The 25,823-nt window shown below is 61.3% G+C and carries 22 protein-coding genes; 9 read left to right on the top strand and 13 right to left on the bottom strand.

Annotated features, from left to right (window positions below):
* Window positions 1–21: 21 nt before the first annotated feature.
* The gene (locus GR183_RS12780) at window positions 22–930 is read right to left on the bottom strand and encodes a DMT family transporter (RefSeq protein ID WP_160776037.1); all 909 of its coding nucleotides are present in this window, start codon (window positions 928–930) and stop codon (window positions 22–24) included.
* Window positions 931–1,256: 326 nt separating this feature from the next.
* Between GR183_RS12780 and GR183_RS12775 the strand changes: the two genes are divergently transcribed.
* A complete protein-coding gene (locus GR183_RS12775; RefSeq protein WP_160776320.1) occupies window positions 1,257–3,437 on the top strand; it encodes a malate synthase G in 2,181 nt (726 codons plus the stop codon).
* 240 nt (window positions 3,438–3,677) lie between these two features.
* Window positions 3,678–4,625 carry a glycosyltransferase family 2 protein gene (locus tag GR183_RS12770; RefSeq protein WP_160776036.1) on the top strand — a complete coding sequence of 316 codons (948 nt, stop codon included), beginning with the start codon at window positions 3,678–3,680 and terminating at the stop codon, window positions 4,623–4,625.
* A gap of 70 nt (window positions 4,626–4,695) precedes the next feature.
* Here GR183_RS12770 and GR183_RS12765 read toward each other — a convergent pair whose 3' ends face one another.
* The 4 genes from GR183_RS12765 to GR183_RS12750 form a co-directional block, all read right to left on the bottom strand.
* Complete coding sequence (locus tag GR183_RS12765; protein ID WP_160776319.1) at window positions 4,696–6,081, bottom strand: homospermidine synthase; 1,386 nt, start codon at window positions 6,079–6,081, stop codon at window positions 4,696–4,698.
* Window positions 6,082–6,272: 191 nt separating this feature from the next.
* Window positions 6,273–6,851 carry a GNAT family N-acetyltransferase gene (locus tag GR183_RS12760; RefSeq protein ID WP_160776035.1) on the bottom strand — a complete coding sequence of 193 codons (579 nt, stop codon included), beginning with the start codon at window positions 6,849–6,851 and terminating at the stop codon, window positions 6,273–6,275.
* Between the two features lie 10 nt (window positions 6,852–6,861).
* Complete coding sequence (locus tag GR183_RS12755; RefSeq protein WP_160776034.1) at window positions 6,862–7,992, bottom strand: type III PLP-dependent enzyme; 1,131 nt, start codon at window positions 7,990–7,992, stop codon at window positions 6,862–6,864.
* A 546-nt stretch (window positions 7,993–8,538) separates the two neighbouring features.
* A complete protein-coding gene (locus tag GR183_RS12750) occupies window positions 8,539–9,603 on the bottom strand; it encodes an EF-hand domain-containing protein (RefSeq protein ID WP_160776033.1) in 1,065 nt (354 codons plus the stop codon).
* A gap of 209 nt (window positions 9,604–9,812) precedes the next feature.
* Here GR183_RS12750 and GR183_RS12745 point away from each other — a divergent pair, with 209 nt between their 5' ends.
* Both GR183_RS12745 and GR183_RS12740 read left to right on the top strand, forming a co-directional pair.
* Complete coding sequence (locus GR183_RS12745; RefSeq protein WP_160776032.1) at window positions 9,813–10,541, top strand: response regulator; 729 nt, start codon at window positions 9,813–9,815, stop codon at window positions 10,539–10,541.
* On the top strand, window positions 10,538–12,085 hold the full coding sequence (locus GR183_RS12740) for a sensor histidine kinase (protein ID WP_160776031.1): 1,548 nt from the start codon (window positions 10,538–10,540) through the stop codon (window positions 12,083–12,085). Before GR183_RS12745 ends, GR183_RS12740 begins: the two co-directional genes overlap by 4 nt.
* 133 nt (window positions 12,086–12,218) lie before the next feature.
* Here GR183_RS12740 and egtD read toward each other — a convergent pair whose 3' ends face one another.
* The 4 genes from egtD to GR183_RS12720 all read right to left on the bottom strand — a co-directional run bounded on the left by egtD (window position 12,219) and on the right by GR183_RS12720 (window position 16,289).
* Window positions 12,219–13,202, bottom strand: a complete 984-nt coding sequence (gene egtD / locus GR183_RS12735; protein WP_160776318.1) for an L-histidine N(alpha)-methyltransferase — start codon at window positions 13,200–13,202, stop codon at window positions 12,219–12,221.
* A gap of 4 nt (window positions 13,203–13,206) precedes the next feature.
* On the bottom strand, window positions 13,207–14,493 hold the full coding sequence (gene egtB / locus GR183_RS12730) for an ergothioneine biosynthesis protein EgtB (protein WP_160776030.1): 1,287 nt from the start codon (window positions 14,491–14,493) through the stop codon (window positions 13,207–13,209).
* Window positions 14,494–14,758: 265 nt separating this feature from the next.
* Window positions 14,759–15,655: a transcriptional regulator GcvA gene (gene gcvA, locus GR183_RS12725; RefSeq protein ID WP_160776029.1), complete on the bottom strand. Its 897-nt coding sequence runs from the start codon at window positions 15,653–15,655 to the stop codon at window positions 14,759–14,761.
* Window positions 15,656–16,121: 466 nt separating this feature from the next.
* Window positions 16,122–16,289, bottom strand: a complete 168-nt coding sequence (locus GR183_RS12720) for a hypothetical protein (protein WP_160776028.1) — start codon at window positions 16,287–16,289, stop codon at window positions 16,122–16,124.
* Window positions 16,290–16,545: 256 nt separating this feature from the next.
* Between GR183_RS12720 and GR183_RS12715 the strand changes: the two genes are divergently transcribed.
* Window positions 16,546–17,715, top strand: coding sequence for an aminotransferase (locus GR183_RS12715; RefSeq protein ID WP_160776027.1), 1,170 nt, complete (start codon window positions 16,546–16,548; stop codon window positions 17,713–17,715).
* Between the two features lie 31 nt (window positions 17,716–17,746).
* A complete protein-coding gene (locus tag GR183_RS12710) occupies window positions 17,747–18,769 on the top strand; it encodes an asparaginase (RefSeq protein ID WP_160776026.1) in 1,023 nt (340 codons plus the stop codon).
* A 4-nt stretch (window positions 18,770–18,773) separates the two neighbouring features.
* Here GR183_RS12710 and GR183_RS12705 read toward each other — a convergent pair whose 3' ends face one another.
* A complete protein-coding gene (locus GR183_RS12705) occupies window positions 18,774–20,171 on the bottom strand; it encodes a TIGR03808 family TAT-translocated repetitive protein (protein ID WP_160776025.1) in 1,398 nt (465 codons plus the stop codon).
* Window positions 20,172–20,331: 160 nt separating this feature from the next.
* Here GR183_RS12705 and GR183_RS12700 point away from each other — a divergent pair, with 160 nt between their 5' ends.
* Complete coding sequence (locus GR183_RS12700) at window positions 20,332–20,613, top strand: hypothetical protein (protein ID WP_160776024.1); 282 nt, start codon at window positions 20,332–20,334, stop codon at window positions 20,611–20,613.
* 8 nt (window positions 20,614–20,621) lie between these two features.
* Here the strand turns inward: GR183_RS12700 and meaB are convergent, their stop codons facing one another.
* Window positions 20,622–21,629, bottom strand: coding sequence for a methylmalonyl Co-A mutase-associated GTPase MeaB (gene meaB, locus GR183_RS12695; protein WP_160776023.1), 1,008 nt, complete (start codon window positions 21,627–21,629; stop codon window positions 20,622–20,624).
* An 82-nt stretch (window positions 21,630–21,711) separates the two neighbouring features.
* Window positions 21,712–22,299, bottom strand: a complete 588-nt coding sequence (locus GR183_RS12690) for a DUF1131 family protein (RefSeq protein ID WP_160776022.1) — start codon at window positions 22,297–22,299, stop codon at window positions 21,712–21,714.
* A 221-nt stretch (window positions 22,300–22,520) separates the two neighbouring features.
* Between GR183_RS12690 and GR183_RS12685 the strand changes: the two genes are divergently transcribed.
* Window positions 22,521–22,910 carry a hypothetical protein gene (locus tag GR183_RS12685; RefSeq protein WP_160776021.1) on the top strand — a complete coding sequence of 130 codons (390 nt, stop codon included), beginning with the start codon at window positions 22,521–22,523 and terminating at the stop codon, window positions 22,908–22,910.
* Window positions 22,911–22,997: 87 nt separating this feature from the next.
* The gene (locus GR183_RS12680; RefSeq protein WP_160776020.1) at window positions 22,998–23,522 is read left to right on the top strand and encodes a hypothetical protein; all 525 of its coding nucleotides are present in this window, start codon (window positions 22,998–23,000) and stop codon (window positions 23,520–23,522) included.
* A gap of 131 nt (window positions 23,523–23,653) precedes the next feature.
* On the opposite strand, the gene scpA is transcribed toward GR183_RS12680, so the two are convergent.
* Window positions 23,654–25,816, bottom strand: a complete 2,163-nt coding sequence (scpA, locus tag GR183_RS12675) for a methylmalonyl-CoA mutase (protein WP_160776019.1) — start codon at window positions 25,814–25,816, stop codon at window positions 23,654–23,656.
* Window positions 25,817–25,823 lie beyond the last annotated feature (7 nt).

Here is a 25,823-nt window from a genome sequence, read left to right as displayed (position 1 = left end):
GGCTCATCAGGAATTTTGAATTCAGCCTTGTTTGGCTTTTTCCGACGATTTGCGTTCCGAGAGCCAGATGCCGGCAAGCACCAGCGCAAGTGCGACCGCGTGATACGCCCTGAAGGGTTCCGACAGCAGCAATACGGCCATGATCGAGGAAAAGATCGGCACCAGGTTGATGAACACGCCAGCGCGGCCAGGGCCTATCAGCTCGATGGCGCGCATGAAGAAGATTTGCGAGATGAAAGAGGGACCAAGCGCTATATAGGCGACGACGGCCCAGCCCATTGCCGTTGGCCATTGCAGACTGCCGTTTGACGCCTCGACCAGGACAGCGGGAACCGAAGTTACTGCGGCAACGACTGCCAGTACGGTGAAGAAGACGATGCCCGGAACCTTCGGCCGGTTCCTGAGCGTGACCGCATAGGCCGAATAGAAGAAGCAGGCGACGATCATGAGACCGTCGCCGGGGTTGATCTCAAGCTCCGCAAGGCGCGATAGCTCTCCGCGCGAGGAAATATAGACCACTCCGAAAATCGTGATCAGAACGCCGGCCATCTGTAGCGGGGTTATTGGCGTGCGGTAGAAAATCAGCGCGCCCAGGAGCACGAACATGGGCATCGAGCCCTGGATGATGCCGAGGTTCAGGGCGGTTGTGGAATGTGCGGCCAGATAAAAAAGCGAATTGAACGCCGTAAAGCCGAAAGTGGCCGACAGCACGATGAGAATGAGGTGGCGCTTGAGCGTCGCCCATTCCGCCACGACCTGACGTCCGTAGATAACAACCAGAAGCCCGGCGACGATGACCCAGCGCAACAGCACTACAGCGAAGGGCGACACCTCGCCGACCGCAAGGCGGCCCGCGATCGTATTGCCGGCCCAGAGCAGGGCTGTCAGTGTCAGGAGCAGGACAGGCTGGGAATTCAGTAAGGCGATCATGAAATATCCGAATTGCCGGGGCGGGCGGTAAAAGACGTTCGATCTGGCAGGTGGCGTCAGCCTTCTTCCTGCCGTCTATAGCGGCGGATATTCGTATGATCAATCGAGGGGCAGGCATTCGCGATGCGCATGAAGGGGGCTGGGCCTTGCAACTGCGGGGTCCGACCTTGAGTAATTCCAAAACGGAAAAAGTGATTTCTATTTATGACGTATTGACCAGGCTCTGTTGATTTTGACAGTTTCCCGCCAAAATACGGTATCGAATGGTTTGGTTCTTCGCTGTGCCGAACCGTTCGTTGTTCGCGTTGGATCAAGGAGTTGTCGAAATCATGGATCGGGTCGAAGTCGCGGGACTGAAGGTCGCAGCAGAACTTCATAAGTTCTTGGAAACAGAGGTACTTCCAGGAACCGGCGTTGAAGCGGGCGCCTTCTGGAGCGCATTTGCGGCGATCGTTGGCGATCTGGCGCCGGAAAACCGGCGGCTCCTCGAAAAGCGCGACGATCTTCAGATGAAGATCGACACATGGCACCGGGAGAATTCCGGACCGGTCGATCTCGATGCCTACAAGGCCTTTTTGAAAGACATTGGCTACCTGCGGGACGAAGGCGGCGCGTTCAAGGTCACGACCGCCGATGTCGACCCCGAAATCGCGTCGATCGCCGGTCCGCAACTCGTCGTGCCCATCATGAACGCGCGTTACGCGCTCAACGCGGCGAACGCGCGCTGGGGCTCGCTCTACGATGCGCTTTACGGCACCGACGCCATGGGCTCGCTGCCGAAGGCGGGCGGATACGATCAGGCGCGCGGGGCTGAGGTGATCGCCTATGCCCGCAAGGTGCTGAACGAGAGCGTGCCGTTGGAAACCGGTGTTTGGGAAGAGGTCGGGGCGATCGTCGTCCTGGACGGACAACTTGCGGTCTCGCTTCCCGACGGCAAGACGGTGCTCAAGGACCCGGCCCAGTTCGTCGGTTACAAGGGATCCCCGGATAAACCCGATGCGGTGCTCCTGCGGCAGAACGGGCTGCATCTGGAGATCGTGATCGATCCGACGACGCCGGTCGGCAGGACGGACAAGGCGGGGATTGCCGATGTCATCGTCGAAGCAGCACTTTCCACCATCATGGACTGCGAGGATTCGGTTGCCGCCGTCGATGCCGAGGACAAGGTTCTCGCCTATCGAAACTGGCTTGGCCTTGTAAAGGGCGACCTCAAGGAGGCGTTCGAAAAGGGCGGCAAGACGGTGGAGCGCACGCTCAACCCGGACCGTATCTACACAGCCGCCGACGGCAAGGGCGAAATCGCTCTGCATGGCCGTTCGCTGATGCTGGTTCGCAACGTCGGCCACCTGATGACCAATCCGGCCGTCCTGGACGCCGAAGGCAACGAAGTGCCGGAAGGCATCCTCGACTGCATGGTCACGTCGGCGATTGCCATGCATGACGTCGGCACAGGCGGTGCGAACGGGGGCGGGAACCGGAAGAACAGCCGCGCTGGCTCGGTCTATATCGTCAAGCCGAAGATGCACGGGCCGGAAGAAGTCGCCTTCGCCAACAAGCTGTTCGCGCGCGTGGAAAAGGCGCTGGGCCTTTCGCAAAACACGCTGAAAATGGGCATCATGGACGAGGAGCGGCGAACCACGGTCAACCTCAAGGAGTGTATCCGGGAGGCATCGGCCCGCGTCTTCTTCATCAATACCGGTTTCCTCGACCGTACGGGCGACGAGATCCACACCTCCATGGAAGCCGGAGCGATGATCCGCAAGGGCGACATGAAGGGAGCAGCCTGGATTCAGGCCTACGAGAACCAGAATGTCGACATCGGCCTTGAGTGCGGCCTGCCGGGCCATGCGCAGATCGGCAAGGGCATGTGGGCGATGCCGGACCTGATGAACGCGATGCTGGAGCAGAAGATCGGGCACCCGATGGCCGGCGCCAACACCGCCTGGGTTCCCTCACCGACGGCGGCGACCCTGCATGCGCTGCACTACCACAAGGTGGATGTGAAGGCGCGGCAGGAGGAGTTGAAGTCGCGCGGGCGGGCCAAGCTTGATGACATCCTCTCGATCCCGGTCGCCGAGCGCCCGAACTGGACGGAGGAGGAAATCCAGGCCGAACTCGACAACAACGCGCAAGGAATTCTTGGCTATGTCGTGCGCTGGGTCGACCAGGGTGTCGGTTGCTCGAAGGTGCCGGACATCAACGACGTCGGCCTGATGGAAGACCGGGCGACGCTGCGCATCTCCTCCCAGCACATCGCCAACTGGCTGCATCACGGTGTCTGCTCCAGGGAGCAGGTCATGGAGACGATGAAGCGCATGGCGAAGGTCGTCGACGGCCAGAACGCCGGCGATCCGGCCTACAGGCCGATGGCGGAGGATTTTGGCGGTTCGATCGCCTTCAAGGCGGCTTGCGACCTCGTCTTCAAGGGGCGCGAGCAGCCTTCGGGCTATACCGAGCCTGTGCTGCACCGCCGCCGGCTGGAGGTGAAGGCGGCAGCCAGTGGCTGACCGTCCTGACGGAACCGAGTGATTGCGAAAGCCCGGCATTGTCGGGCTTTTTCATTTTTTGGCTGGGAGCGCCGGTCCTGTTTCCGGATTTAAAGACATCACGCTACGTAAGTAATATATTTGAAATAGATTGTATAAAACTGCCATTCAACAGGAGGTGATAGAATCAAATCTCAATTGAAGAATCAAAAATAAGTAAATAATGTAGTTTGTCATAAAAATAGTAACGTATAGTAAAAAATGAAAATACTTGTTGCCGTTTGTACGCGGCAAAGGCGACTTCAATTACGAGAATGTCTTTCATCCTTCGCGGCGATGACTAGTGTGCCAGGCGTTGAGTTGGAAGTCGCTGTTATCGAGAACGATGATGGCGAATACAGCAAGGCGGAAGTGTCCACGACTTCGCAAACAGGAGATATCTCCGTTGAATATTATCTTCAGCGTGAGATCGGAATTCCGTTTGCACGGAACATGGCAATCGATATCGCGCTCGGGAAGTCCGTCGACTGGCTGGGTTTCGTCGACGATGATGAGCGTATCGACCCGAATTGGCTGAGCGCCATGATGGAGGCGGCGAAGCGCTTCGACGCCGATGTGCTAACCGGCCCCGTGGCTTTCACCTACGAGACATCGCGCCCGCATTGGTACGACGGGGATCTCGATACTCCCCGAAGAACGGGCGACGTTCTCAAGACCGCGGCAACCAACAATACGCTCATTCGGCGTTCGGTTTTTGCACCCGATGGCATGGCTATCCGGTTTCGGGAGCAAATGCGCTTTTCCGGCGGCGAAGATTCCGAATATTTCTATCGCGTGTCGGATCGCGGGGCCTCCATCCGCTGGGTGGCGGACGCGGTGGTCTATGAAAAAGTGATCGAGCCCCGTCTTACCAAGCGTTCTCAGCTGGCCAGGCAGCAGCGAATATCCGCGAACAACGTTTCGATCCATCGGCGGCGGTTCGGCAGATGGGCATCGATCCGCAGGTATCTTCCAAAGGTTGCCTTGAACACGGTCAAAGCGTCGATACTCGCTCTTGCGGCGGCACTGACGCTTCCGGCGAGCCGGAAGGATTCCGAGCGGCTGGTCTATTCCGCGTTGAAGGCGTTGTCCGCCTCCTACGGCATCCTGCAAGGAGTGGCAGGCAAAACTCCGCAAGCCTATCTGCAGGTCGATACCGTGGATCGTTGATAAGCGCTGGCGGGGCGGGTCTTTCCCGTCAAACAAAAAAGGGCGGCCGATCGGGCCGCCCTTCCTGATTTCAACGCACGAGGATATTGCGGAACTGCCAGGGATCGTCCGTATCCAGGTCTTCGGGGAAGAAGCCCGGACGGTCGTCAAGCGGCGTCCAGTCGGTGTAATAGCCTTTCACCGGGCCGAGGTAAGGCATCTGGATTTCAAGGCAACGCTTGTAATCCATCTCGTCGGTCTCGACGATGCCGGCTTCGGGGTTTTCCAGCGCCCAGACCATGCCGGCAAGCACGGCGGAGGTTACCTGAAGGCCGGTGGCATTCTGGTAGGGCGCAAGGTCGCGGGTCTCTTCCACGGAAAGCTGCGAGCCATACCAATAGGCGTTTTTCTCGTGGCCATAAAGAAGTACGCCAAGCTCATCGATACCGTCGGCGATTTCGCTTTCATCGAGCACGTGAAGCTCTTCCTGGATTTTGCCGGCCGCACCGAAAAGCTCATGCAGGGAAAGCACCGCGTCGTTCGCCGGGTGGTAGGCGTAGTGGCAGGTCGGGCGATAGACGGCCTTGCCGTCTTTTTCGACCGTGAAATAGTCGGCAATCGAGATCGACTCGTTGTGCGTGACAAGGAAGCCGAACTGAGCGCCCGGCGTCGGGCACCAGGTGCGCACGCGCGTGTTGGCGCCCGGCTGCTCCAGGAAAATCGCCGCCTTGCAGCCCTTCTTGTGCTTGCGTGCGTTCTTCGGCTTCCACATCTCATGCGTTCCCCAGCCGAGTTCGGCGGGCTGGAAGCCTTCCGACAGAAAGCCCTCGACCGACCAGGTGTTCCAGAAGACGCCCATCGGCTTCGGTTTCTTCGCGCGCTGGGTGTCTCGCTCGGCGATGTGGATGCCTTTGACACCCACCTTCTTCATGAGCTTGGCCCAGTCCTTGCGGGTGGTCGGTTCCTCGAACTTTAGGCCGGTATCGGTGGCGATATCGACCAACGCCTTCTTCACGAACCAGGAGACCATGCCGGGGTTCGCGCCGCAGCAGGAAACGGCGGTCGTGCCGCCCCGGTTCTTGCGCTTTTCCCGGCGCACGGTTTCGCGCAGCGCATAGTTCGTGCGCGCTTCCATGCCGGCGTCATGGTCGAAGTAAAACCCGAGCCACGGCTCGACCACCGTGTCGATGTAGAGCACGCCAAGCTCGCGGCAGAGCTTCATGATATCGAGCGAGGAGGTGTCGACCGAAAGATTGACGCAAAATCCCTGACCCTCGCCCTCCGTCAGCAGGGGCGTGAGCACGTCGCGATAGTTCTCGCGCGTGATTTCCACTTTCTCGAAGCGATAGCCGCGATCGTCCACGAGCTTGCGGTCGGCATCCACCGGGTCGATAACCGTGAAGCGGTTCTTGTCGTAGTCGAAATGCCGTTCGATGAGCGGAAGCGTGCCCTTGCCAATGGAGCCGAAGCCGATCATGACGATCGGCCCGGTGATCGTTGCGTGGACGGGATGCTTCGCAGCGGCGGAACCTGCCGCTGCTTTCTTTTCCGCAGCCTTCGTCTTGGCGGTTGCGGCGGGCTTGCTGGCGATCTCTTCGGTCATGGATCGATCCTTCTTTTTCTATGGCCGAGAGTTCTCACGGCAATTCTAATGCGAAGTCGGCGATATCAACGCGCGGGCGGCCAGGGCCGAACGAAAAGCGCGTCGAAATCTTCGTCGCTGGCGGCGACGGAGGCATCGCCCAACAGGCCGGTTGGGCAAAGGCAACCCATCGCACCGTCAAGGGCACCCTCGGCAAGCTCCAGCGCGAGGAAACGCTCGCGCTCGACGGGACCCGGCAGGTCGAGCCCAAGCGTCAAAGCCGACGAGAAGCCGAAACGGCCGTAATAGGGCGCATCCCCGACCAGGACGACCGCCGAATGGCCTGCAACGGCGGCCCTGTTCAGCGCGGTGCGCATAAGCCGCGCGCCAATGCCGAATCCGCGGCAGCTCTCGTCGACGGCGAGCGGCCCGAGCAGGAGCACGGGGCGGCCGTCAGCGGTTTCAGCGTTCCACAGACGGACGGAGGCGACAAGGGTTTCCCTGCCGTCACCATCATGCCTGAAAGCACTGAGCGCGATTGCGGGCACACGGCCTTCGCGCAGCCGCTCCGACGTCTTTTCGAAGCGGGACAGGCCAAACGCCCGGTCAAGCAGTTCCTCGCGGGCGTCGTGATCCCACAGCGCCTCGTCGCGAATTTCGATCATGGCGGCCTCCTCAAATCACGTAGGAGGTGAGTGGCGGAAAGCCGTTGAACGCGACGGACGAGTAGGTCGTCGTATAGGCGCCGCATGCCTCGATCAGCACCTTGTCGCCAATCGAGAGCGAAACGGGAAGCTCATACGGCTCCTTCTCGTAGAGCACGTCGACGCTGTCGCAAGTCGGACCGGCCAGCACGCAAGCTTCCTTGCGGTCATGGTCGCGCTCGGTACGGATCGGATAGCGGATCGCTTCGTCCATCGTCTCCGCAAGGCCGTTGAACTTGCCGATGTCGAGATAGACCCAGCGCATCTCGTCGTCGTCGGACTTCTTCGAGATAAGGACGACCTCTGCCTCGATCACGCCGGCGTTGCCGACCATGCCGCGGCCGGGCTCGATGATCGTCTCCGGCAGGCGGTTGCCGAAATGACGGGTGAGGGCGCGGAAGATCGCATCGCCGTAGGACGGTACGCCCGGCATTTCCTTCAGGTATTTCGCCGGAAAACCGCCGCCCATGTTGACCATGGAAAGCTGGATGCCACGCTCGGCCAATTCGCGGAAGATGCCGGAAGCCGAAGCAAGCGCGGAATCCCATGCGTCGACATTGCCCTGCTGCGAGCCGACGTGGAACGAGACGCCATAGGCGACCAGGCCGAGGGTGTGGGCATGTTCAAGTACGCGCGGCGCCATTTCCGGCGCGCAGCCGAACTTGCGCGAAAGCGGCCAGTCGGCGCCGGCGCCGTCGCACAGGATGCGGCAGAAGACGCGCGCGCGCGGCGCCACGCGGGCGATCTTTTCCACTTCCGCCTCGCAGTCGACGGCGAAAAGGCGCACGCCAAGTTCGTATGCGCGGGCAATGTCGCGCTCCTTCTTGATCGTGTTGCCGAAGGAGATGCGCTCCGGCCCGGCGCCGGTCGCAAGCGCCATCTCGATCTCCTGCGTGGACGCGCAGTCGAAGCAGGAGCCCAACTCGGCCAGGAGGTTCAGGATCTCGGGCGCGGGATTCGCCTTGACCGCATAGAACACGCGGGTATCGGGCAGCGAATGCGCGAACGCCTGATAGTTGTCGCGCACGACATCGAGATCGACGACGACGCAGGGGCCTTCGTCTCGTCGGGTACGGAGGAATTCGCGGATACGCTCAGTCATCGGGTTGCTCCCGTTCAAGTTCACGTCGCAGGGCGCGCAAACGGATACGAGACCTCCCCCGCTGTGGAGACGGCGGCTCATATCGCGTCAACGCGAACGGGTGCGCAAAACGGCTATCGCCGGAATCGCTTCCCGCGTGTGATGCCTTGGATTGGATCGGGAGCCCCGAACCGCACGGCCGGCAAGGATGTAACAAGTGCCTCTTCAGTAACCCCGGAGGTTGGAGACCCCGGCAGAGACCAAAAAAGCCCTCTTACGTCGTTGCTTTAAGCCGTCCGGTTTTGCCGCCTTGCCGGAACCGTCTCCGGGTTGGACCAAGCGGCTGCCACACAATTCATGGACGACCACGGGCACGTGCGAATTTGGGCAAGACGGAGATGGCGTATATTGGCGTCATGATCAAGAGGAAATTTGATGTTTATGAATTTTTTTCCGCCGTGAGCGATTTCGACAATACTTCAAGCTCTTCCAGGCATCGCCAAATGCGGCGAGAACGCAAAAGGCGGCGGTCGCCCGCCACCTTTCGAACGCCGACCTCGCGGCGAATCAGTTTTCGCCTTCGCGCTCGACTTCCGCCGGGCCTTCGCCGCTTTCGGGGCCTGCCTCCTCAGGGCTTGCGCCTTCAACCGGCCGGTCGCCGTCTCGTTCTCTCCAGCGGTGGTGACGGTCGCCGCGATCACCCCTCGGGTGGTCGGCGATGGAAAGCGCACCGTCCCCGTTGCGGTCCATCCGGGCCACGAGGTTGCCGAAGAAACGGTCGGCTTCTTGCCTGCTGATCTTCAGATCGCCGTCGCGGTCGAAGCGCTGGAAGGCGCGCACCATCCGCCTGTCGGCGCGATCGAGCCAGATGGCCCCGAATTCCTCAAGGGTGATGGAGCCGTTGTTGTCCGTGTCGGCGGAAGCAAATCGCCCGGCGGTTCTGGCGGTGAACTCCTCGCGCGAAATGCTGCCGTCGCCGTCGGTGTCCAACTCCTCGAACATGCCGCCGCGCAGTCGGCGCCTTTCGCCTCGCTCGCCGTCTCCTCCGCGCCGCCCGTGCATCTCGCCGCGCTCTCCATCTCCGCCGCGCCGCCCGCGCATCTCGCCGCGTTCTCCATCTCCACCACGGCGACGGCGGTCAAGGACGTCGTCATCGTTGCGGTCCAGGCGGTCGAAACGGCGTCCGGTCCGGCGGCTGAATTCTTCTTCCGTGACGTTGCCGTCGCCATCGCGGTCGAGCCGCTGGAACTCGCGGACCTTGCGCAACGCGAATTCCTCGGCGTAGGCGGCCTTGAATTCCGCCAGGTCGATGCCGCCATCACCATTGCCGTCCGCCGATGCGAAACGCTCGGCGACGACCGCATCGATCTCGTCCTGCGTGACCTTGCCGTCCGAATTCGTATCGAAGCGTTCCATGAACATCATGGCGTATTCCATGCCGCCATGATGCCCTTCGCCACGCCTTCCGCCGTGATGGCGTTCTCCGCGGCGTTCGCCGCGATGATACAAGCCGTGGTGGCTGTCGCCCCGCCAGCCCCGGCCTTCGCCGCGACCGGCAGCCGCAGGCAATGCCGCCGCGCCGACGACGGCCGTCGTAAGAAGGGCGATCGTCAAGGTCTTGAAGATTTTCATCGTAAATTCTCCTGGGCGTATTTCAAATTCACCGCATCAGAGATACGCGTAGTTTGTCGCAGAAATTCACCTTGAAGGGCACGATTGTGTCGCAAGGGTTGCTGAAAAGCGCTCTTGTTACATCCTGATACAATTTACCGTCCAATTGGGGCGCGAGTCCGATTACTTCATTGAAAGACGAATCAATTCAAAAAGCGAAATCGACGGACATGAGCGAACCGAACCCGCATATCCTTGTCGTCGACGACCACCGGGACATCCGCGAGACGCTGGCGCGCTATCTCGTCAAGAACGGAATGCGAGCAACGGCTGCCGAAAGCGCCGCCCAGGCGCGAAAGGTCCTGAAGGCGGCGGCGATCGATCTCGTTGTGCTCGATATCATGATGCCGGGCGAGGATGGGCTTTCGCTCTGCCGCCATCTGGTGGAAACCAGTTCGACGCCGGTGATCATGCTGACCGCCATGGCGGAGGATACGGACCGCGTCGTGGGGCTTGAAATCGGCGCCGACGACTATGTCACCAAGCCGTTCAACCCGCGCGAGCTTCTGGCCCGTATCCGCGCCGTCCTTCGGCGAACATCGCTCGTGCCGAAGGAGCGCGATCCGGTGGAATCGGGAAAACTCGCCTTCGACAGATGGACGCTCGACGTGTCGAAACGCCAGCTCATCGGCGAGGACGGCGTGTCGGTCGCCCTCTCAACGGGCGAATACCAGCTTCTGGTCGCGCTGCTCAAACGCCCGCAGATGGTGCTTTCGCGCGATCAGTTGCTCGATCTCACATCGGGGCGCACGCCGAATATCTTCGACAGGTCGATAGACAACCAGGTAAGCCGCCTGCGCCGGAAAATCGAGCGCGATCCGAAATCTCCCGAGCTGATCAAGACAGTCTGGGGCGGGGGTTACACGTTCACGGCCGAGGTCAGGGAAGCGGGCGAATGAAACTCTGGCCGAAAAGCCTGGGTGGCCAGCTGATCGCGCTCCTGCTGGCCGCTCTCGTCATCTCGCAATTCGTCAGCCTGTGGATATTCGCCGGTGAACGCCATGGTGCACTGGTCGCCCAGGCGCGCGTCGGCATTGCCCAGCGCACGGCATCTCTGGTCGAACTGCTGGAGGCTGCGCCATCCGATCTTCAGGAACGGTTGACCGAAACGGTTTCCAGCCCGTTCCTGCGCTACTGGATCTCCAACGCTCCGGCGCTCGGGAAAAGCGGCGAAGGCTGGGCCGACCGGCAGCTGCTGGGCTACATGTACGATGAACTCGGCGAAGGCCGTAGAATCTTCGCCAATGTGTCCCGCATTCACATGCCGCGGCCTCCGCGCGATCGCGAGGGAGGGCGGCCGGAAGGCCGGCGCGGTCATGATGGCGACGATGGTGAGCAGGCCGGAGCCCCCCCCGAAGGAGGAAACGGCGAGGGTGAGCGGGCGGAACGGCCGGCGGAGCGGGATGTCGGCGATGAAGCGCGTGTCGAAAGGCCCGCGGAAGGGAGGGGCGGGGATCGCCCGCGCCGGCGATGGTATTCTCCCGAACGCCGTTGGCGGGAGGCGCTTAGCCTGAACGTTTCGGTGGAACTGGCCGGCGGGCAGTGGCTCAACCTTGCCGGCAGGTTCAGGCTGCCGCAACGATCGTTCATGCCGGTGCTGGCGTCTATCGGGGTGATGGCGCTGGCGATCATCATCGTCGTCGCGCTGACGGTCCGCAGGCTCACGCGCCCGTTGCGGGATCTTGCCGGCGCCGCCGACCGGCTGGGCCGCGGCGAGGATGTGGAACGGTTGCCGGAAACCGGCCCGTCCGAAGTGAGGGGCACCGTTGCGGCCTTCAACGTCATGCAGGAGCGGCTGACGCGCTTCGTGAAGGACCGTACCAAGATGCTGGCGGCGATCAGTCATGATCTCAGGACGCCGATCACGTCGCTGCGGATACGCGCGGAATTCATCGAGGACGAGGAGAACCGGGAGCGCATTATCGCCACGCTCGACGAGATGCAGCGCATGACGGAGGCGACCCTTGCTTTCGCGCGCGACGAAGCGGCGAACGAACCGCCCTCGAAGGTGGACCTTGGCGAGTATCTCGATGCGATCGCGCAGGACTACAGGGATATGGGAGCGGATGTGCAATTCGACCCGCCGGATGAACGCATCGTGCTTTCGTGCCGCCCTGACAGCCTGCGCAGAGCCCTGCGTAACCTTGTCGACAATGCCGTGCGTTACGGCGAAAAAGCGCGGGTTTCGCTGTCCGCGGGCGATCATGCCGCGGTCATCGTCATATCCGACGAGGGTCCGGGCATTCCGCAGGACAAACTGAAGGATGTCTTCGAACCCTTCGTCAGGCTCGAGGAGTCGCGCAGCGAGGAAACCGGCGGCATCGGGCTCGGTCTTTCGATCGCCCGATCGATCGTCCATGCACACGGCGGAACGCTGGAGCTGGAAAACGGCAAGGGCAGGGGGCTTTCGGCGCGGGTCACGCTGCCCGTCGATGAGGCGTGATGTTGGAAAATAAAATACTGCAACGCTTTCCGACCGAATGAGACTATCCGGTCGACAAGAAAGCACTCCAGGGTCAATCTCTTGAGCATATCCCGCCAAATCCGGCTCAGATTTGGCGGGATATATTCGTGGTTCAGCCCTCGCTCTGAAGGAGGTACACCGCGAACCGTTCGTTCGCATCCGTCCAGGTCGCGACCGGTTCGAAACGTGCCGCCCTTGCCAACAGGCGGAATTCATCCGGGGCGTATTTGTAGGAATTTTCCGTGTGGATTGTCTCGCCTTCGGTAAAATCGAAACGACAGGCGCCGATTGAAACGGCTTGTTCCTTCAGGCTTTTCAAATGCATTTCGATGCGGCCGCGATCCGCGTTGTAGCGCGCCTCATGGGCAAAGCCCGAGAGGTCGAAATCCGCTTCGAGCTCGCGGTTCGCGCGCGCAAGCAGGTTGAGGTTGAAGGCCGCCGTCACGCCTTCAGGGTCGTCATAGGCGCGGACCAGCGTTTCGGTGTCCTTCTTCCGGTCGACGCCGATCAGAAGGTGCCCGCCGGTGCCGACGGTGTCACGCACGCGGGCAAGGAACTCCAGCGCTTCGTAGGGTTCCAGGTTGCCGATGGTTGAGCCGGGGAAGAAGGCAAGCTTGCCGATCTCCCTCAATTCCTTCGGGAGTTCGACCGGACTCATGAAGTCCGCATGGATCGGTACCACTTCAAGATCGGGAAAATCCGCGGAAAGGGCTTGCGCCTCCCGGGTGAGCATTTCCCCGGAGATGTCGATCGGCGCGTAGTGGGTCAGCTGCGGCATCGCCTTCAGCATCGCGCGGATCTTGAGGCTCGAACCCGATCCGAATTCGACGAGCGCGCGGGTTTCGGGCAAATGTGCCGCGATATCCGCACCATGACCTTCGAAAATAGCCATTTCCGAGCGCGTTGGATAATAGGCCTCAAGGCGGGTTATATCCTCGAAAAGCGCGGAGCCCCGCTCGTCGTAGAAGAAGCGACTCGGGATCATCTTGTGCGGAAGCGCGAGGCCGCGCAGGACGGCGTCGCGAAAGCCGCCCTCCTCAACGCCGTCGATCGCCTCAAAGGCTGCCGCTCGGTCTTTCAGCATGACGACGGACATGGTCTTACGCATCCTCCGCAAGCCGCAGGCCCATGAACTGCCAGCGGTGGTGGGGGTAGAAGAAATTGCGGTACGTCGCGCGGATATGGCCTTCGGGCGTGGCGCAGGAGCCGCCGCGCAGCACCATCTGGCTGATCATGAACTTGCCGTTGTATTCGCCGACGGCGCCTTCCGCCGGCCTGAAGCCGGGATAGGGGCTGTAGGCGGAAGCCGTCCATTCCCAGAGGTCGCCAAACATCTGACGCTCGCCGCCAAGGGGATGGCCTGCCGGTAGCGCACGCAGCGCGCCGGTGCCGACTGTATTGCCGCGCGGGCTCAGGCCTTCGGTGGCGACTTCCCACTCTGTTTCCGTCGGCAGGCGCTTTCCGGCCCAGCGGGCGAAAGCCTCCGCCTCGTAGTAGCTGACATGGCAGACAGGTGCGTCAGGGTCGATCGGGCGCAGGCCGTAAAGCGACATCTGGTGCCAGCCATCTTCGCGTTCGCGCCAGTAAAGCGGCGCGCGCCAGCCTTCGCGATTGACGCTCGCCCAGCCGTCGGAAAGCCAGAGCGTGGCGATGGAGTAAGCGCCGTCGGCCATGAACTCCAGCCAGTCGCGGTTCGTCACCAGCCTGTCGGCAAGGCGGAACGGGCGGATGAGCGCATCATGCGCCGGACCTTCGTTGTCGTAGAAAAATCCCGCCCCGTCGTGACCGACGCGCCGTATCCCGCCGTCGAAGGACGACCACGTATCGCCGGTAGCCTCGTGTGGCGCGGTCTTCGGCTCGGTCACCGAATAGGAGGGGTAGAGCGGGTTCTGCGCGAAGAGATGCAGAATATCCGTCAGCAGAAGTTCCTGATGCTGCTGCTCGTGATTGATGCCGAGTTCAACGAGCGGCGCGAGTTTTTCCGTCAGACCTTCGTCCGCCGTGGCTACGAGCTTTTCCAGCGCCTCGTCGACGTGGGCGCGGTAGTCGCGCACCTCGGAAGCGCTGGGCCGGGTGATCATGCCACGGAAGGGGCGCGGGTGACGCTCGCCTTCATTCTCGTAATAGGAATTGAAGAGGTAGAAGAAATCGTCGGAATAGGGCTGATATCCGGGTGCGTGGTCGCGCAGTATGAACGCCTCGAAGAACCATGTCGTATGCGCGAGATGCCATTTGGCGGGGCTTGCGTCGTCCATCGACTGGACGGTCTGATCCGCGTCCGAAAGGTTCTCCGTCAACCGGAGGCTTTGCTTGCGCGTTTCGAAAAGCCGCTCGGCAGGAAACTCCTGAAGGGCCGTATCGGCTTTCATTGCGGTGGGGCTTGCCATCGATCGTCGCTCCCGTTTTGTCGCCCGTGTCGGAAAGCGAACCGGCTGAATCCACGACCTTGCCGGAGACGCAAGCGGCGCGGGGAACCGATATTCGCTCTCGCAACACACCATTCCCGTCCGGCATCCCAAAGGCCGGCGAGCATGCGTCTCGCCATTTCATAAACGGCAAGTATGACGATCGGAAAGCGAAACAACGTCGGGTCAACAATAGTTGAACCGTGCGTTATTTTATGGAACCGGCCCCGCCGGGCCATTCCTGCAATCAGTCGGCTGAAGCTGTGGCTTCGGACAGGATCCAGTCCCGGAATGCCCGGATTTTCGGAGAATTGGTGCGAGTTTCGGGGTAGACGAGCCAGTATCCCCGCCCGTCCTCGGCGACGAGATCGAATGGCTGGACGAGCCTGCCCGAGGCCAATTCCGCCTTGTAGAAGGCAGGCGTGAGTATCGCAACACCGGTGCCCGCTATTGCCGCGCCAGCTTCAAGCGTCTGGACTGTGTAGTAGCTGCCACGCTGGCGCGAAAGCCTTTCTTCCGCGTCTACGCCAGCCGCTGCAAACCACTTCGGCCACCACGGATCGCTCGGATCCAGGATCGGCAGGCTTAGCAGATCATTAGGCGCATTTAATCCGCCTTGGCGTTCGGCAAGGCCGGGGTTCAACATCGGTGTAAAGTCGGCTTTCATGATGAGATGGGATATCAAACCCGGCCACTTGCCGTCACCCGAGCGGATTGCGACATCGATCGGGTCGCGTGAAAAATCCGCCAGATCGGAAGATGGATCGAGCCGCACCGCCAGCGAGGGGTTTTGTAGCTGAAAAGCTCCCAGCCGCTGCACCAGCCAATGCGCGGCGAACGTGTGCATGGTGCTGATCGTCAGCGTGCCTTCCACGACGCCGCGCGCTTCGGTGAATGCGTCGGCAAGGATCGCGAATGCCCTGGAGATCTCCGGCGCGAGCCTTTGTCCGGTCTCCGTCAACGTGACCTGCCTTGGGCGGCGATGAAACAGCGGCGCGCCCAGCCGGTCCTCAAGCACCTTGATCTGATAGCTCACCGCCGCCTGGGTCATGCCCAGTTCCTCGCCCGCGCGGGTGAAGCTTTGGTGACGGGCGGCGGCCTCGAACGCGCGAAGAGCGGCGAGAGGAGGAAGGGTGGAGGGCATATGAATAAAAAATCCTTATGTATGAGGCCGCTCATTCGATTGGAAATCAAGGAAAATATAGCGCACATGGACTGAAGACGCATCAACTGGAGGCATCCATCGATGGACGAGTGTGCGTGCATGCCCGATCTTGCCGGGAAGAAAGCGACGCCTGGTTTGATAGCTCGGTTCTGGCGAATGCTGACCAGACAAGGAATGCGGCGCCGGCCCTTGCTCGACCCGCGTAGCGCTTCCGATCACCTGAAAAGAGATCTCGGGATCCTCGACGGAAGGGGAAGCGGGGTCAGGCGAAAGTGAAGTCGTGCCGGATGGATTGGTAGTTTTTTGAACCAGCCGTTTGGCGGACTCCAGAAACCACAGACCCCCGGCGGTACGCAACTTGCCGGGGGTCTGCGGATCGGCTTCGCGAAGCCCGTTCGTGAGCAGGTTGAGGCGAACGGGACCGGGCCGATCTTTGAGCGAGGCGTCAGTAGCAGGCGCGCTCGCGATAGAGTATCCAGCGGCGGCGCAAGGGGTCCCATTCGCGGAAGCGGTTCACCCGGCAACGGGACCGGTCGGAACGCTCATCATGGGATGCGCCTGCGCAATAGCCGCGGATTGAGGTGGCATCGGCGATCGTCGTTTTCCTGAACATTTGTTTTGCCCCTTTGGATCCGGCGACCGCCGCTGGCGATCCGTTGGTTGATCCCGATGATCCCAACATAGGCGCTCTGTGCGATCTTCCCTGTGACCGGGGTCACATTCCGCGCGATTGACTCGAAAATGGCGCGTTGAACACTCCCGCTGGTGCGGGTGTTTCGTTCTCGACGGCGCGATTGCAAAGGACTAAAAAGCGATAAACTAACCAGGGCTTTGTAAAAAGCGTGGAAGCGCGGAGGAAGCCGGCGGGCATGAAGCCAACCAATCCTGTATTCACCGGTCTTGCGACGACCGTGTTCGAGACGATGTCGCGCATGGCGATCGCGGCGAATGCTATCAACCTCGGCCAGGGCTTCCCGGACGTGGACGGGCCCGAAGATGTGCGCCGCGCGGCCGCCGAAGCGCTGATGGCCGGACCCAACCAGTATCCGCCGATGCTGGGGCTGCCTGACCTGCGCCGCGCGGTGGCCGACCACGAGAAGCGGTTCTACGACCTCGACATCGACTGGACGAGCGAGGTGATGGTGACTTCCGGCGCGACGGAAGCGTTGGCCGATACGCTGATGGCGCTTCTGGAGCCGGGCGACGAGGTCATCCTCATCGAGCCCCTGTACGATTGCTACCTGCCGCTGGTGAAGCGTGCCGGGGGCATCCCCGTCAGGGTGCGGGTTACCCCGCCGGAATGGCGCCTCGATATCGACGCCTTCCGCGCCGCCTTTACCGAAAACACCAAGGCCGTGCTTCTCAACAACCCGATGAACCCGGCCGGCAAGGTGTTTTCCGAGGAGGAACTTGGCGAAATCGCAGCGATGTGCCGGGAATACGATGTCTTCGCGATCTGCGACGAGGTCTACGAGCATCTTCTTTTCGACGGGCGGCGGCACAGGCCGCTGATGAGCTACCCCGGCATGCGCGATCGTTCGGTGAAGATAGGCTCCGCCGGCAAGACCTTCTCGCTTACCGGATGGAAGGTCGGTTACATCACGGCAAGCCCGAAGCTGCTCGACCCGATCGCCAAGGCGCATCAGTTTGTTACCTTCACGACCCCGCCGAATCTTCAAAAGGCCGTTGCCTACGGGCTTGGCAAGGAGGACGGCTATTTCACCGGCCTTGCTTCTGAAATGCAGGAAAAACGCGACCGGATCGTGAAGGGGCTGAAGGAAATCGGCTTCGGCGTGCTGCCGTGCGAGGGAACCTACTTCGCGACATGCGACATCACCGCGCTTGGGCTTGAGGGCGGCGATGTCGAGGTCTGCAAACGCATGGTCGAGGAAGCGGGCGTGGCGGCGGTTCCCGTCTCGGCCTTTTATATCGCCGATGCGCCGAGCGATTTTATCCGTTTCTGCTTTTGCAAGCGCGACGAGGTGATCGACGGGGCGTTGGAACGGCTGTCCGGCTGGGTCGGAAAATACACGGGGTAAGGGCGCAGATCATGCGCATTTGGAGTCATTGATGGATAATCCGGTTCTTGTGGAAGTCACGCGTGGCCCCCTTGTCGAAAGCAGGCATCGAGGCGCGTTCGCGGTGGTTGATCCTGAGGGAAATATCGTCGCCTCCATCGGCGATATCGCACGTCCCGTCTACCCTCGTTCCGCCATCAAGGCGCTGCAGGCGCTGCCGCTTGTGGAATCGGGTGCGGCCGAAGCTCTGGGTTTAGAGGCGCCGGAACTGGCGCTTGCCTGTTCCTCCCATAATGGCGAGGAGCGGCACGTGAATGCCGCCCGCGTCATGCTTTTGAAGGCCGGGCTCGAGGAAGATTCCCTTGAATGCGGGCCGCAGTGGCCCGCGCGCATGGAGGATGTCGCCGTTTTGCACCGGGCCGACGAAATGCCGTGCCCGATCCATAACAACTGCTCCGGCAAGCACGCGGGGTTCCTGGGCCTTGCCAAGGTGATGGGCGTGCCGACAAAGGGTTATGTCCTGCCCGATCACCCGGTTCAGCTTGAAATCAAGGCCGCGGTGGAAAGCATGACGGGAGCCGTTCTCGGCCAGGACGTATGCGGAACCGACGGCTGCTCCATCCCGACCTATGCCGTGCCCTTGCGCAATCTCGCCCATGCCTTTGCAAGGTTCGGAACGGGCGAGGGGCTTGAACCGGGCCGTGCGGCGGCGGTCGAAGCGCTTTACGACGCCAACGTCGATAACCCCTACATGGTGGCGGGAACCGAGCGTTTCTGCACCAATATCATGACGGTTTTCGGAGATCGCGTTTACGCGAAAACTGGAGCCGAGGGCGTTTTCTGCGCCTCGATCCCGGAACTTGGCCTCGGCATCGCGCTCAAGTGCGACGACGGCGCGACGCGTGCTTCGGAAGTCATGATGGCGGCGATCGTGGACGCTCTCGTGGAACAGGACGAGGACGAGGCGAAAGGGCTGCAGCGCCTTCTTCGTCCCGAGATTTCCGACCGTCGCGGCGCCCATGTCGGGGACATCCTTCCGGTCGAGGAATTTTCCGGATTTCTGGGGCGAATGTGATCGTTCAGGCGCGCACGCGATTGCCGCGCACGTCGAGATGGGCGAACCGCCTGGCTCCTTCGCCGGCGAGGTCGCCCGTCGCGGCCTCGCGCCAGCGATAGCCGACGATCGCGCCGTTCTTCGCCCCGCCGATCATGTTGTCGACGATCATGGCGGGACCGGCCTCCTCGACGACGGAAACGGCAATGCCCGTGCCGCAATTCCGGATCACGTTCTGGCTGGCGATGACGTCGCGAAGATACGGCCCCCAGCCGAGCATCATCCCGAAAAGGGGAGCGTTTTCGATCACGTTTCCGGTCACGCTCGTGTCGGCTTCCACACTGATCCCGATGCCGAAGCCCTGGACTTCCTGCGGATAAGGGGCTTGCGTCTTGAGATTGCGGATAAGATTGCCGGAGCAGACTGCGAGCCTGCCGCCTTCCTTGAAGTTCGCGATCGATATCCCCATCGTCGCGCCGTCGACGATGTTGTCGGAGACGATCGCCCCTTCAAAACCGAATTCCGAATAGATCGCCGTTTCGCCTGACCTCAGGCAGGAGTTGGCCTGGATCGTCACGTTCGATCCGGCGTTGGAGCGGATTGCCGAAAAGGCGCAATCCGCCAGGCGGTTGTTGGAAACGATCACCCCATGCGCGCGGAACACGTTGATGCCGTTGCCGTATTGCCCGGTGCCGCCCGCATGCGCGGCGATGCGTTCCACCCGGTTGCCGGTAACGATCGTCCCGTCCTCGCCCTCCTGCCATCGGTAGACGAGGATGCCACCGTTGGCGCAATCCGTCACGGCATTGTCGGTGATCGAAAGGCTCGACGCTTCGATGGAGCGGATGCCGGCCTCGGCGCTGCCGGAGATATTGTTCGCGTTGATCCGGCCGGAAGACCGGTCGAGCGCGATCCCGTTCTTCACGCTTCCCGTGACATCGCATTCCTGGATGGAAAGCCGCTTGACGTTGGAGAAATGAAGCAGGCCCGGCGTGTATTCGCCGAGCGACTTGTTGGCACCGTCAAAGTGAATCCCGTCGACACCGACGTTTTCACTGTTTTCCGAATAGACGAGATGTCCGCCGCCGCCCTGATAGACGAAGTGCGTTTGTCCCGGCAAGCCGACGAGTCTTGCGCCGGAGGGGAGATTGAGGTTGGCAACAGGGTAGCGTCCGCCCGGAATGAACAGCGCGCGGCCACGCGCGGCCGCCTTGTCGATCGCCGACTGCATCAGCGCGCTCTGGTCATCGATCGCGCCGGGCCTCAGGCCGAATTCCGCACCGTCAATGGTGCCGCGAAGGTCCGCGACCTTCGTCGCGGCGGAAGCGGGTCTCGCGGCGGCAAGCACAGCGGCGCCGAGAAATAATCCCCGGCGGGTGAGGTTCAGGCCCTGATGGCCGTTCGATGTATCGTCGTGGCGCATGTGGCCCTCGGCGGTGGTCGATCGACCCTTTCGTCGCAAGAGCCATGCCGAAAATCATGTCCCACTTCGAAACATATCCCCGTCCAACTTGATCCGTGTCATGGTTACGGTCGCCGTGCCGGCTAAATTTACGTTACGGAAATAGCGGAGGGGGACGCCCATGATCAGCATCGAAGACTGCATCGCCATGAGCGGCCTGGACGAGGCTGAAATTCTGGCGCTGGCCGAGCATGAGCACATTCCCGAGGTCGTTGCGGCGGCGCTTGGCACCTATCTCCTGCACCGCAAGAAGGGGCCGCAGAAAATCAGGCAGATGATCGAGGACGATATCCGCGAGGCCATGGCAAGGGGCGACAAGGCTCATGCCAAGGATCTTCTGGCGGTCCTGCGGCACTTCATGAAAGAGCACAAGGACGAATTGTCCGGGAAAACAAGCGCTTGAACAGGGACTCAGGTCTTCAGGCCGAAAAGCGCGGATAGTTCTTCAACGGCGACGGAGGCCGCAAGATCGCCCTTGGCCACCGCCGTCTCGATCGATCCCAGCCGTGCCTTGACCTCAGGGTGGGATTTGAGCGCTTCGAGAAGGCGCTCCTCCAACATCGACCACATCCAGGCCACTTGCTGGCGGGCGCGCTTTTCCTGCAATTCGCCGCTCGCGGTCATCTTGTCGCGGTATAGCTCGATCTTTTCCCAAAGCTCGTCCAGGCCCTGGTTGGCAAGGCCCGAGACGGTGATCACCGGGGGCGACCATGTCGGAGACCGTGGGGCCAGAATATGAAGAGCACCGCGATAGTCCGCTGCCGCCGACCGGGCGCGGATCTCGCCCTCGCCCTCTGCCTTGTTGACCGCGATCATGTCGGCGATTTCCAGAACGCCCTTCTTGATGCCCTGCAGTTCGTCGCCCGCACCGGGGAGCATGAGCACGAGAAAGAAATCGACCATATCGGCGACCGTCGTCTCCGACTGGCCGATACCGACGGTTTCGACAAGGATTACATCGAAGCCGGCAGCCTCGCACAAAAGCATGGTTTCGCGCGTTTTCGAGGCGACGCCGCCAAGCGTGCCGGAGGACGGGGAGGGGCGGATGAAGGCGTTCTCATCGACCGAAAGACGGGCCATGCGGGTCTTGTCGCCAAGGATGGAGCCGCCCGTGCGCGTCGAGGACGGATCGACGGCAAGTACCGCGATCTTGTGTCCCGCCGCCGTCAGATTGGAGCCGAGCGTGTCTATCGTGGTCGATTTTCCCACACCCGGAACGCCCGTAATGCCGACACGCAGCGCGTTTCCCGTTTCGGGAAGGAGGAGCTGCAAAAGCTCGCGCGCCTTTGCCCGATGCGCCTCCTTGCGCGATTCGACCAGGGTGATGGCCCGGGCAAGGGACGCCCTGTCTCCCTGCCGGAGCTTTTCGGCAAGAGCTTCGATATCGATATCGCGGCGGCTGGCGGTCGGATTCGGCATCATGCCTATCGATTATCGGAAAATGCGGGCCGGGTCACCGTTGCCATTCGCGGAAATGATTATTGGAGACGCAGGGGCAAATTCAATTTCCAGGCGGTGTCCAGACGATGCGCTGAAGTTCCGCCTGCTTGAGTTCGGAGTTCGGCGCAAGCCTGTCGTAAGGCCCGTCGTATTGCGAAATGGCAAAGAGCAGGCTGACATTCTCCGCCCCGCGAGCCGGGCAGATCGCCATCCCCCGCCACAGGTCGCGCCCGACGCGGCAATTCGAACGGCTGATGCCGGACTGGGCGAAACTCATGCCGATCCGCTCGCCGTTCGGGCCCTTCAGCCGGTCACTGACACCGTGAACCTCACGTATCTTTCCGTTACTTCCCTTGTAGACCTGAAGGATCTGAAAGCCTTCCGCATCGAATGCTCCGGTCACCCATTCGGTGTTCGTTTCGGTGGCCGACTGCAGGCCTTCGGTCGTAAAGCCGGGCAGGGCAGCCTCGATCGCCCGCGCCGAATAAGCGGTCGATCCGTCGATGCCGCCCACGCTCTCGCGCGAAATCTCCACAAGGGTCGCGCCTTGATTTCGCGAGGAAAGTACCGGGCCATCATCGAATGCGGAGGAACAGGATGCAGTCGCGAATGCGAGCATGAGCACAAGAGCGGCGGCAGTGCGGCGCATGAATCGTCCTTTGACCGTTCGTTCAATTTCCCGCACCGAATAGCAAAGGTGCATTCGTAGGGGAAGTGGCCTTCAACAAGGGTCAGGTGTAGAAATCAGCAAAAGAACTACTACTGATTGAATAAATGCAATCGCATTTACATTGCATTAACCTTAACAAGAAATGATCAGGCAAAATCACTCTTAAGTTGCAACCTCAATTGGTTTCCAAGGGGCAATCCATGAGACCCATCGTTCATATCTCCGGCCTAGCGCTGGCCGTAATTGCACACACCGGAGAAACCAGGGCAGCCGATGATTTGAGAGGTCTGCCGGTCCTGGGCCAGGAACGGGAGCTGTTCCTTGAAGAAACGACGGCGCTGAGGGGAAGCATCGGCGTGAGGACGTGGATCAGCCGCTCCGAACTGAGGCAAAAACTGAAAAGCGGGGCCGGGGCGACCCTGGCAGATTATGATTTCACCCAGTCCGATTCCGCGTCGGCGGAAGTGTTTTTCACGCTTCAGGACGACGATTCCGGGGCTTTCCTGAAAGGTGCCGCGGCATTGGGGGTGCTTACGGGCGGTGATTTTCGCGAGGTCGACTACGATTCCTTTACGAGTCAGTCGATCTAGGACAGCTCATCGGATGGCGGTGACGGGACGATCAGCTACGCCAATATCGATGCAGGCGTGCATTGGGGAGATTTCTGGGGAGGGCGCGTGAAAACGACGGCCTTCGCCGGGTATCAATACGTCAACGAGAACTACGTGGCAGACGGACTGAGGTGCAATCCCGTTCAACAGGGCGTTTCGAAATGCTCACCCTACCCCGATTCAAGAAAAGCCTATGATATCGATGCGAATTGGCACCTTTTTCGACTGGGCCTTGGTGTCGATGCAGACATTGGAAACGGATTTTACTTCCAAGGGGAAGCCGTGGCCATACCGGCCGGGTATTACGATGCGGAAGCCACCATTATATACCAGGCGCCGGCCCTCGGGCCTGCGCCAAATGTCGTGAGTGACGGTACGGGCGCCTATGGTTTTCAGGCCGAAGGGATACTGACCTACGACGTGACGGAGAATTTTACCATCGGTGCCGGCGGGCGATACTGGTGGTTCAACAGCGGAGAAGTGCCGACGACCTATGCCGCCTCGACGGTATTTCCGCTTTTGAAGTCCTCCAAAACAGAAGTGACGAGCGAACGCTACGGCCTGATCGCGGAGGCGAAATACCGCTTCTGACAGGTGCCGGCAGGCGGCGAGGGTAATTCCAAACGCGGCAAACCGGCTTCCAAAGCTGCCGAAAAAGGTAACTCAGAATGCGAAAGCGGCCGTGGAGCGAACTCCACGGCCGCTTTTTTTGTCCGATCGAATTACTCCGCGGCTTCCGCAGGGTCATGTCCGAGAGTGCGGTTGAGTTCGGCGATCAGGTCCTCCGCCGCCTTGGCGATCACGGTGCCGGGCGGGAAGATAGCCGATGCGCCTGCCTTGTGCAGCGCATCGAAATCCTGAGGGGGGATAACCCCACCGACGACGATCATGATATCCCCGCGGCCTTGATCCTCCAGAGCCTTCTTCAACGCCGGAACGAGGGTGAGGTGACCGGCGGCGAGCGACGACACGCCGACGATGTGAACGTCGTTTTCGACCGCCTGGCGGGCGGCCTCCTCAGGCGTCGCGAAAAGCGGGCCGATGTCGACGTCGAAGCCGAGGTCGGCGAAGGCCGAGGCGATCACCTTCTGGCCGCGGTCGTGACCGTCCTGTCCCATTTTGGCGACAAGGATGCGGGGCCTGCGGCCTTCGTTTTCCTCAAAGGTCTCGACAAGCTTGTGAAGCCTGGCGATCTGGTCGGACATGGTGCCGGCCTCCCGCTTGTAGACGCCGGAGATCGTCTTGATCTCGGCCTTGTGACGCCCGAAGACGTCTTCCATCGCCTGGCTGATCTCGCCGACGGTCGCCTTCGCGCGCGCCGCCTTGATGCTGAGGTCGAGCAGGTTGCCGTTCGACGCGGCACCCTGGCGAAGCGCATCGAGCGCGGCTTGCGTCTCTTTCTCGTCTCGCTCCGCCTTGAGACTTTGAAGCTTTTCGATCTGCCTTGCGCGAACCTCGGCATTGTCGACTTTCAGGACGTCGATCATGTCTTCGGTCTCGGGCCGGTACCTGTTGACGCCGACGACCGTCTGCGAACCGCCGTCGATGCGCGCCTGGGTCTTGGCGGCGGCCTCCTCGATGCGAAGCTTCGGCACGCCCTTCTCGATCGCTTTCGCCATGCCGCCGAGCCCCTCGACCTCGGCGATATGGGCGAGCGCCTTTTCGGCGAGGTCGGCGGTCAGCCGCTCTACATAGTGCGAGCCGCCCCAGATATCGATCGTCTTCGTCGTCTCCGATTCCTGCTGCAGGAAAAGCTGCGTGTTGCGGGCAATGCGGGCGGAAAAATCGCTAGGCAGGGCAAGCGCCTCGTCAAGCGCGTTGGTGTGCAGCGACTGGGTGTGGCCCTGGGTTGCCGCCATGGCTTCCACGCAGGTTCTGGCGACGTTGTTGTAAACGTCCTGCGCGGTCAGCGACCAGCCGGAGGTTTGCGAGTGCGTGCGCAGCGACAGCGACTTTGCGTTCTCCGGCGCAAAATTCTCCTTCATGAGCTTCGCCCAGATGAGGCGCGCGGCGCGAAGCTTCGCCACCTCCATGAAGAAGTTCATGCCAATCGCCCAGAAGAAGGACAGGCGGGGGGCGAAGGCATCGATCCCGAGGCCGGCCGCGACACCGGCGCGCGCGTATTCGATGCCGTCGGCAATGGTGTAGGCAAGCTCAAGGTCCGCCGTCGCGCCCGCTTCCTGCATGTGATAGCCGGAGATCGAGATCGAATTGAACTTCGGCATATGCGAGGAGGTGTAGGCGAAAATGTCGGAGATGATCCGCATCGAAGGCTGCGGCGGATAGATGTAGGTGTTTCGGACCATGAACTCCTTGAGGATGTCGTTCTGGATGGTCCCGGAAAGCTGTTCCTGCGAAACGCCCTGTTCTTCGGCCGCCGCGATATAAAGCGCCATGACGGGCAGGACAGCGCCGTTCATGGTCATCGACACGCTCATCCTGTCGAGCGGAATGCCCGAAAAAAGCGTGCGCATGTCGAAGATGGAATCGATTGCGACTCCGGCCATGCCGACGTCGCCCGCAACGCGCGGATGGTCGCTGTCATAGCCGCGGTGGGTGGCAAGGTCGAAGGCGACCGATAGCCCCTTCTGGCCTGCCGCGAGATTGCGCCGGTAAAAGGCGTTGGAATCCTCAGCCGTCGAAAATCCGGCGTACTGGCGCACCGTCCAGGGCTGCTGGACGTACATGGTCGGATAAGGACCGCGCAGGAACGGCGGCAGGCCGGGCCATGTGTCGATATGGGCAAGAGCAGCCGTGTCCTCCCCGCCGTAGACGGGCTTGACCGTGATCCCTTCCGGCGTTTCCCACGGCGCGGCATCGCCAGCCACGGCACGTTCTCCGGCAGGTTTGAAATCGATCTTCGAGAAGTCCGGGATACGGCTCATCTACCCT

It is taken from the genome of Stappia sediminis (assembly GCF_009826895.1).
GTDB lineage: Bacteria > Pseudomonadota > Alphaproteobacteria > Rhizobiales > Stappiaceae > Hongsoonwoonella > Hongsoonwoonella sediminis.
Note: the sequence above shows the minus strand (reverse complement) of the source record. Positions and strands in the feature narration are given on the sequence as shown.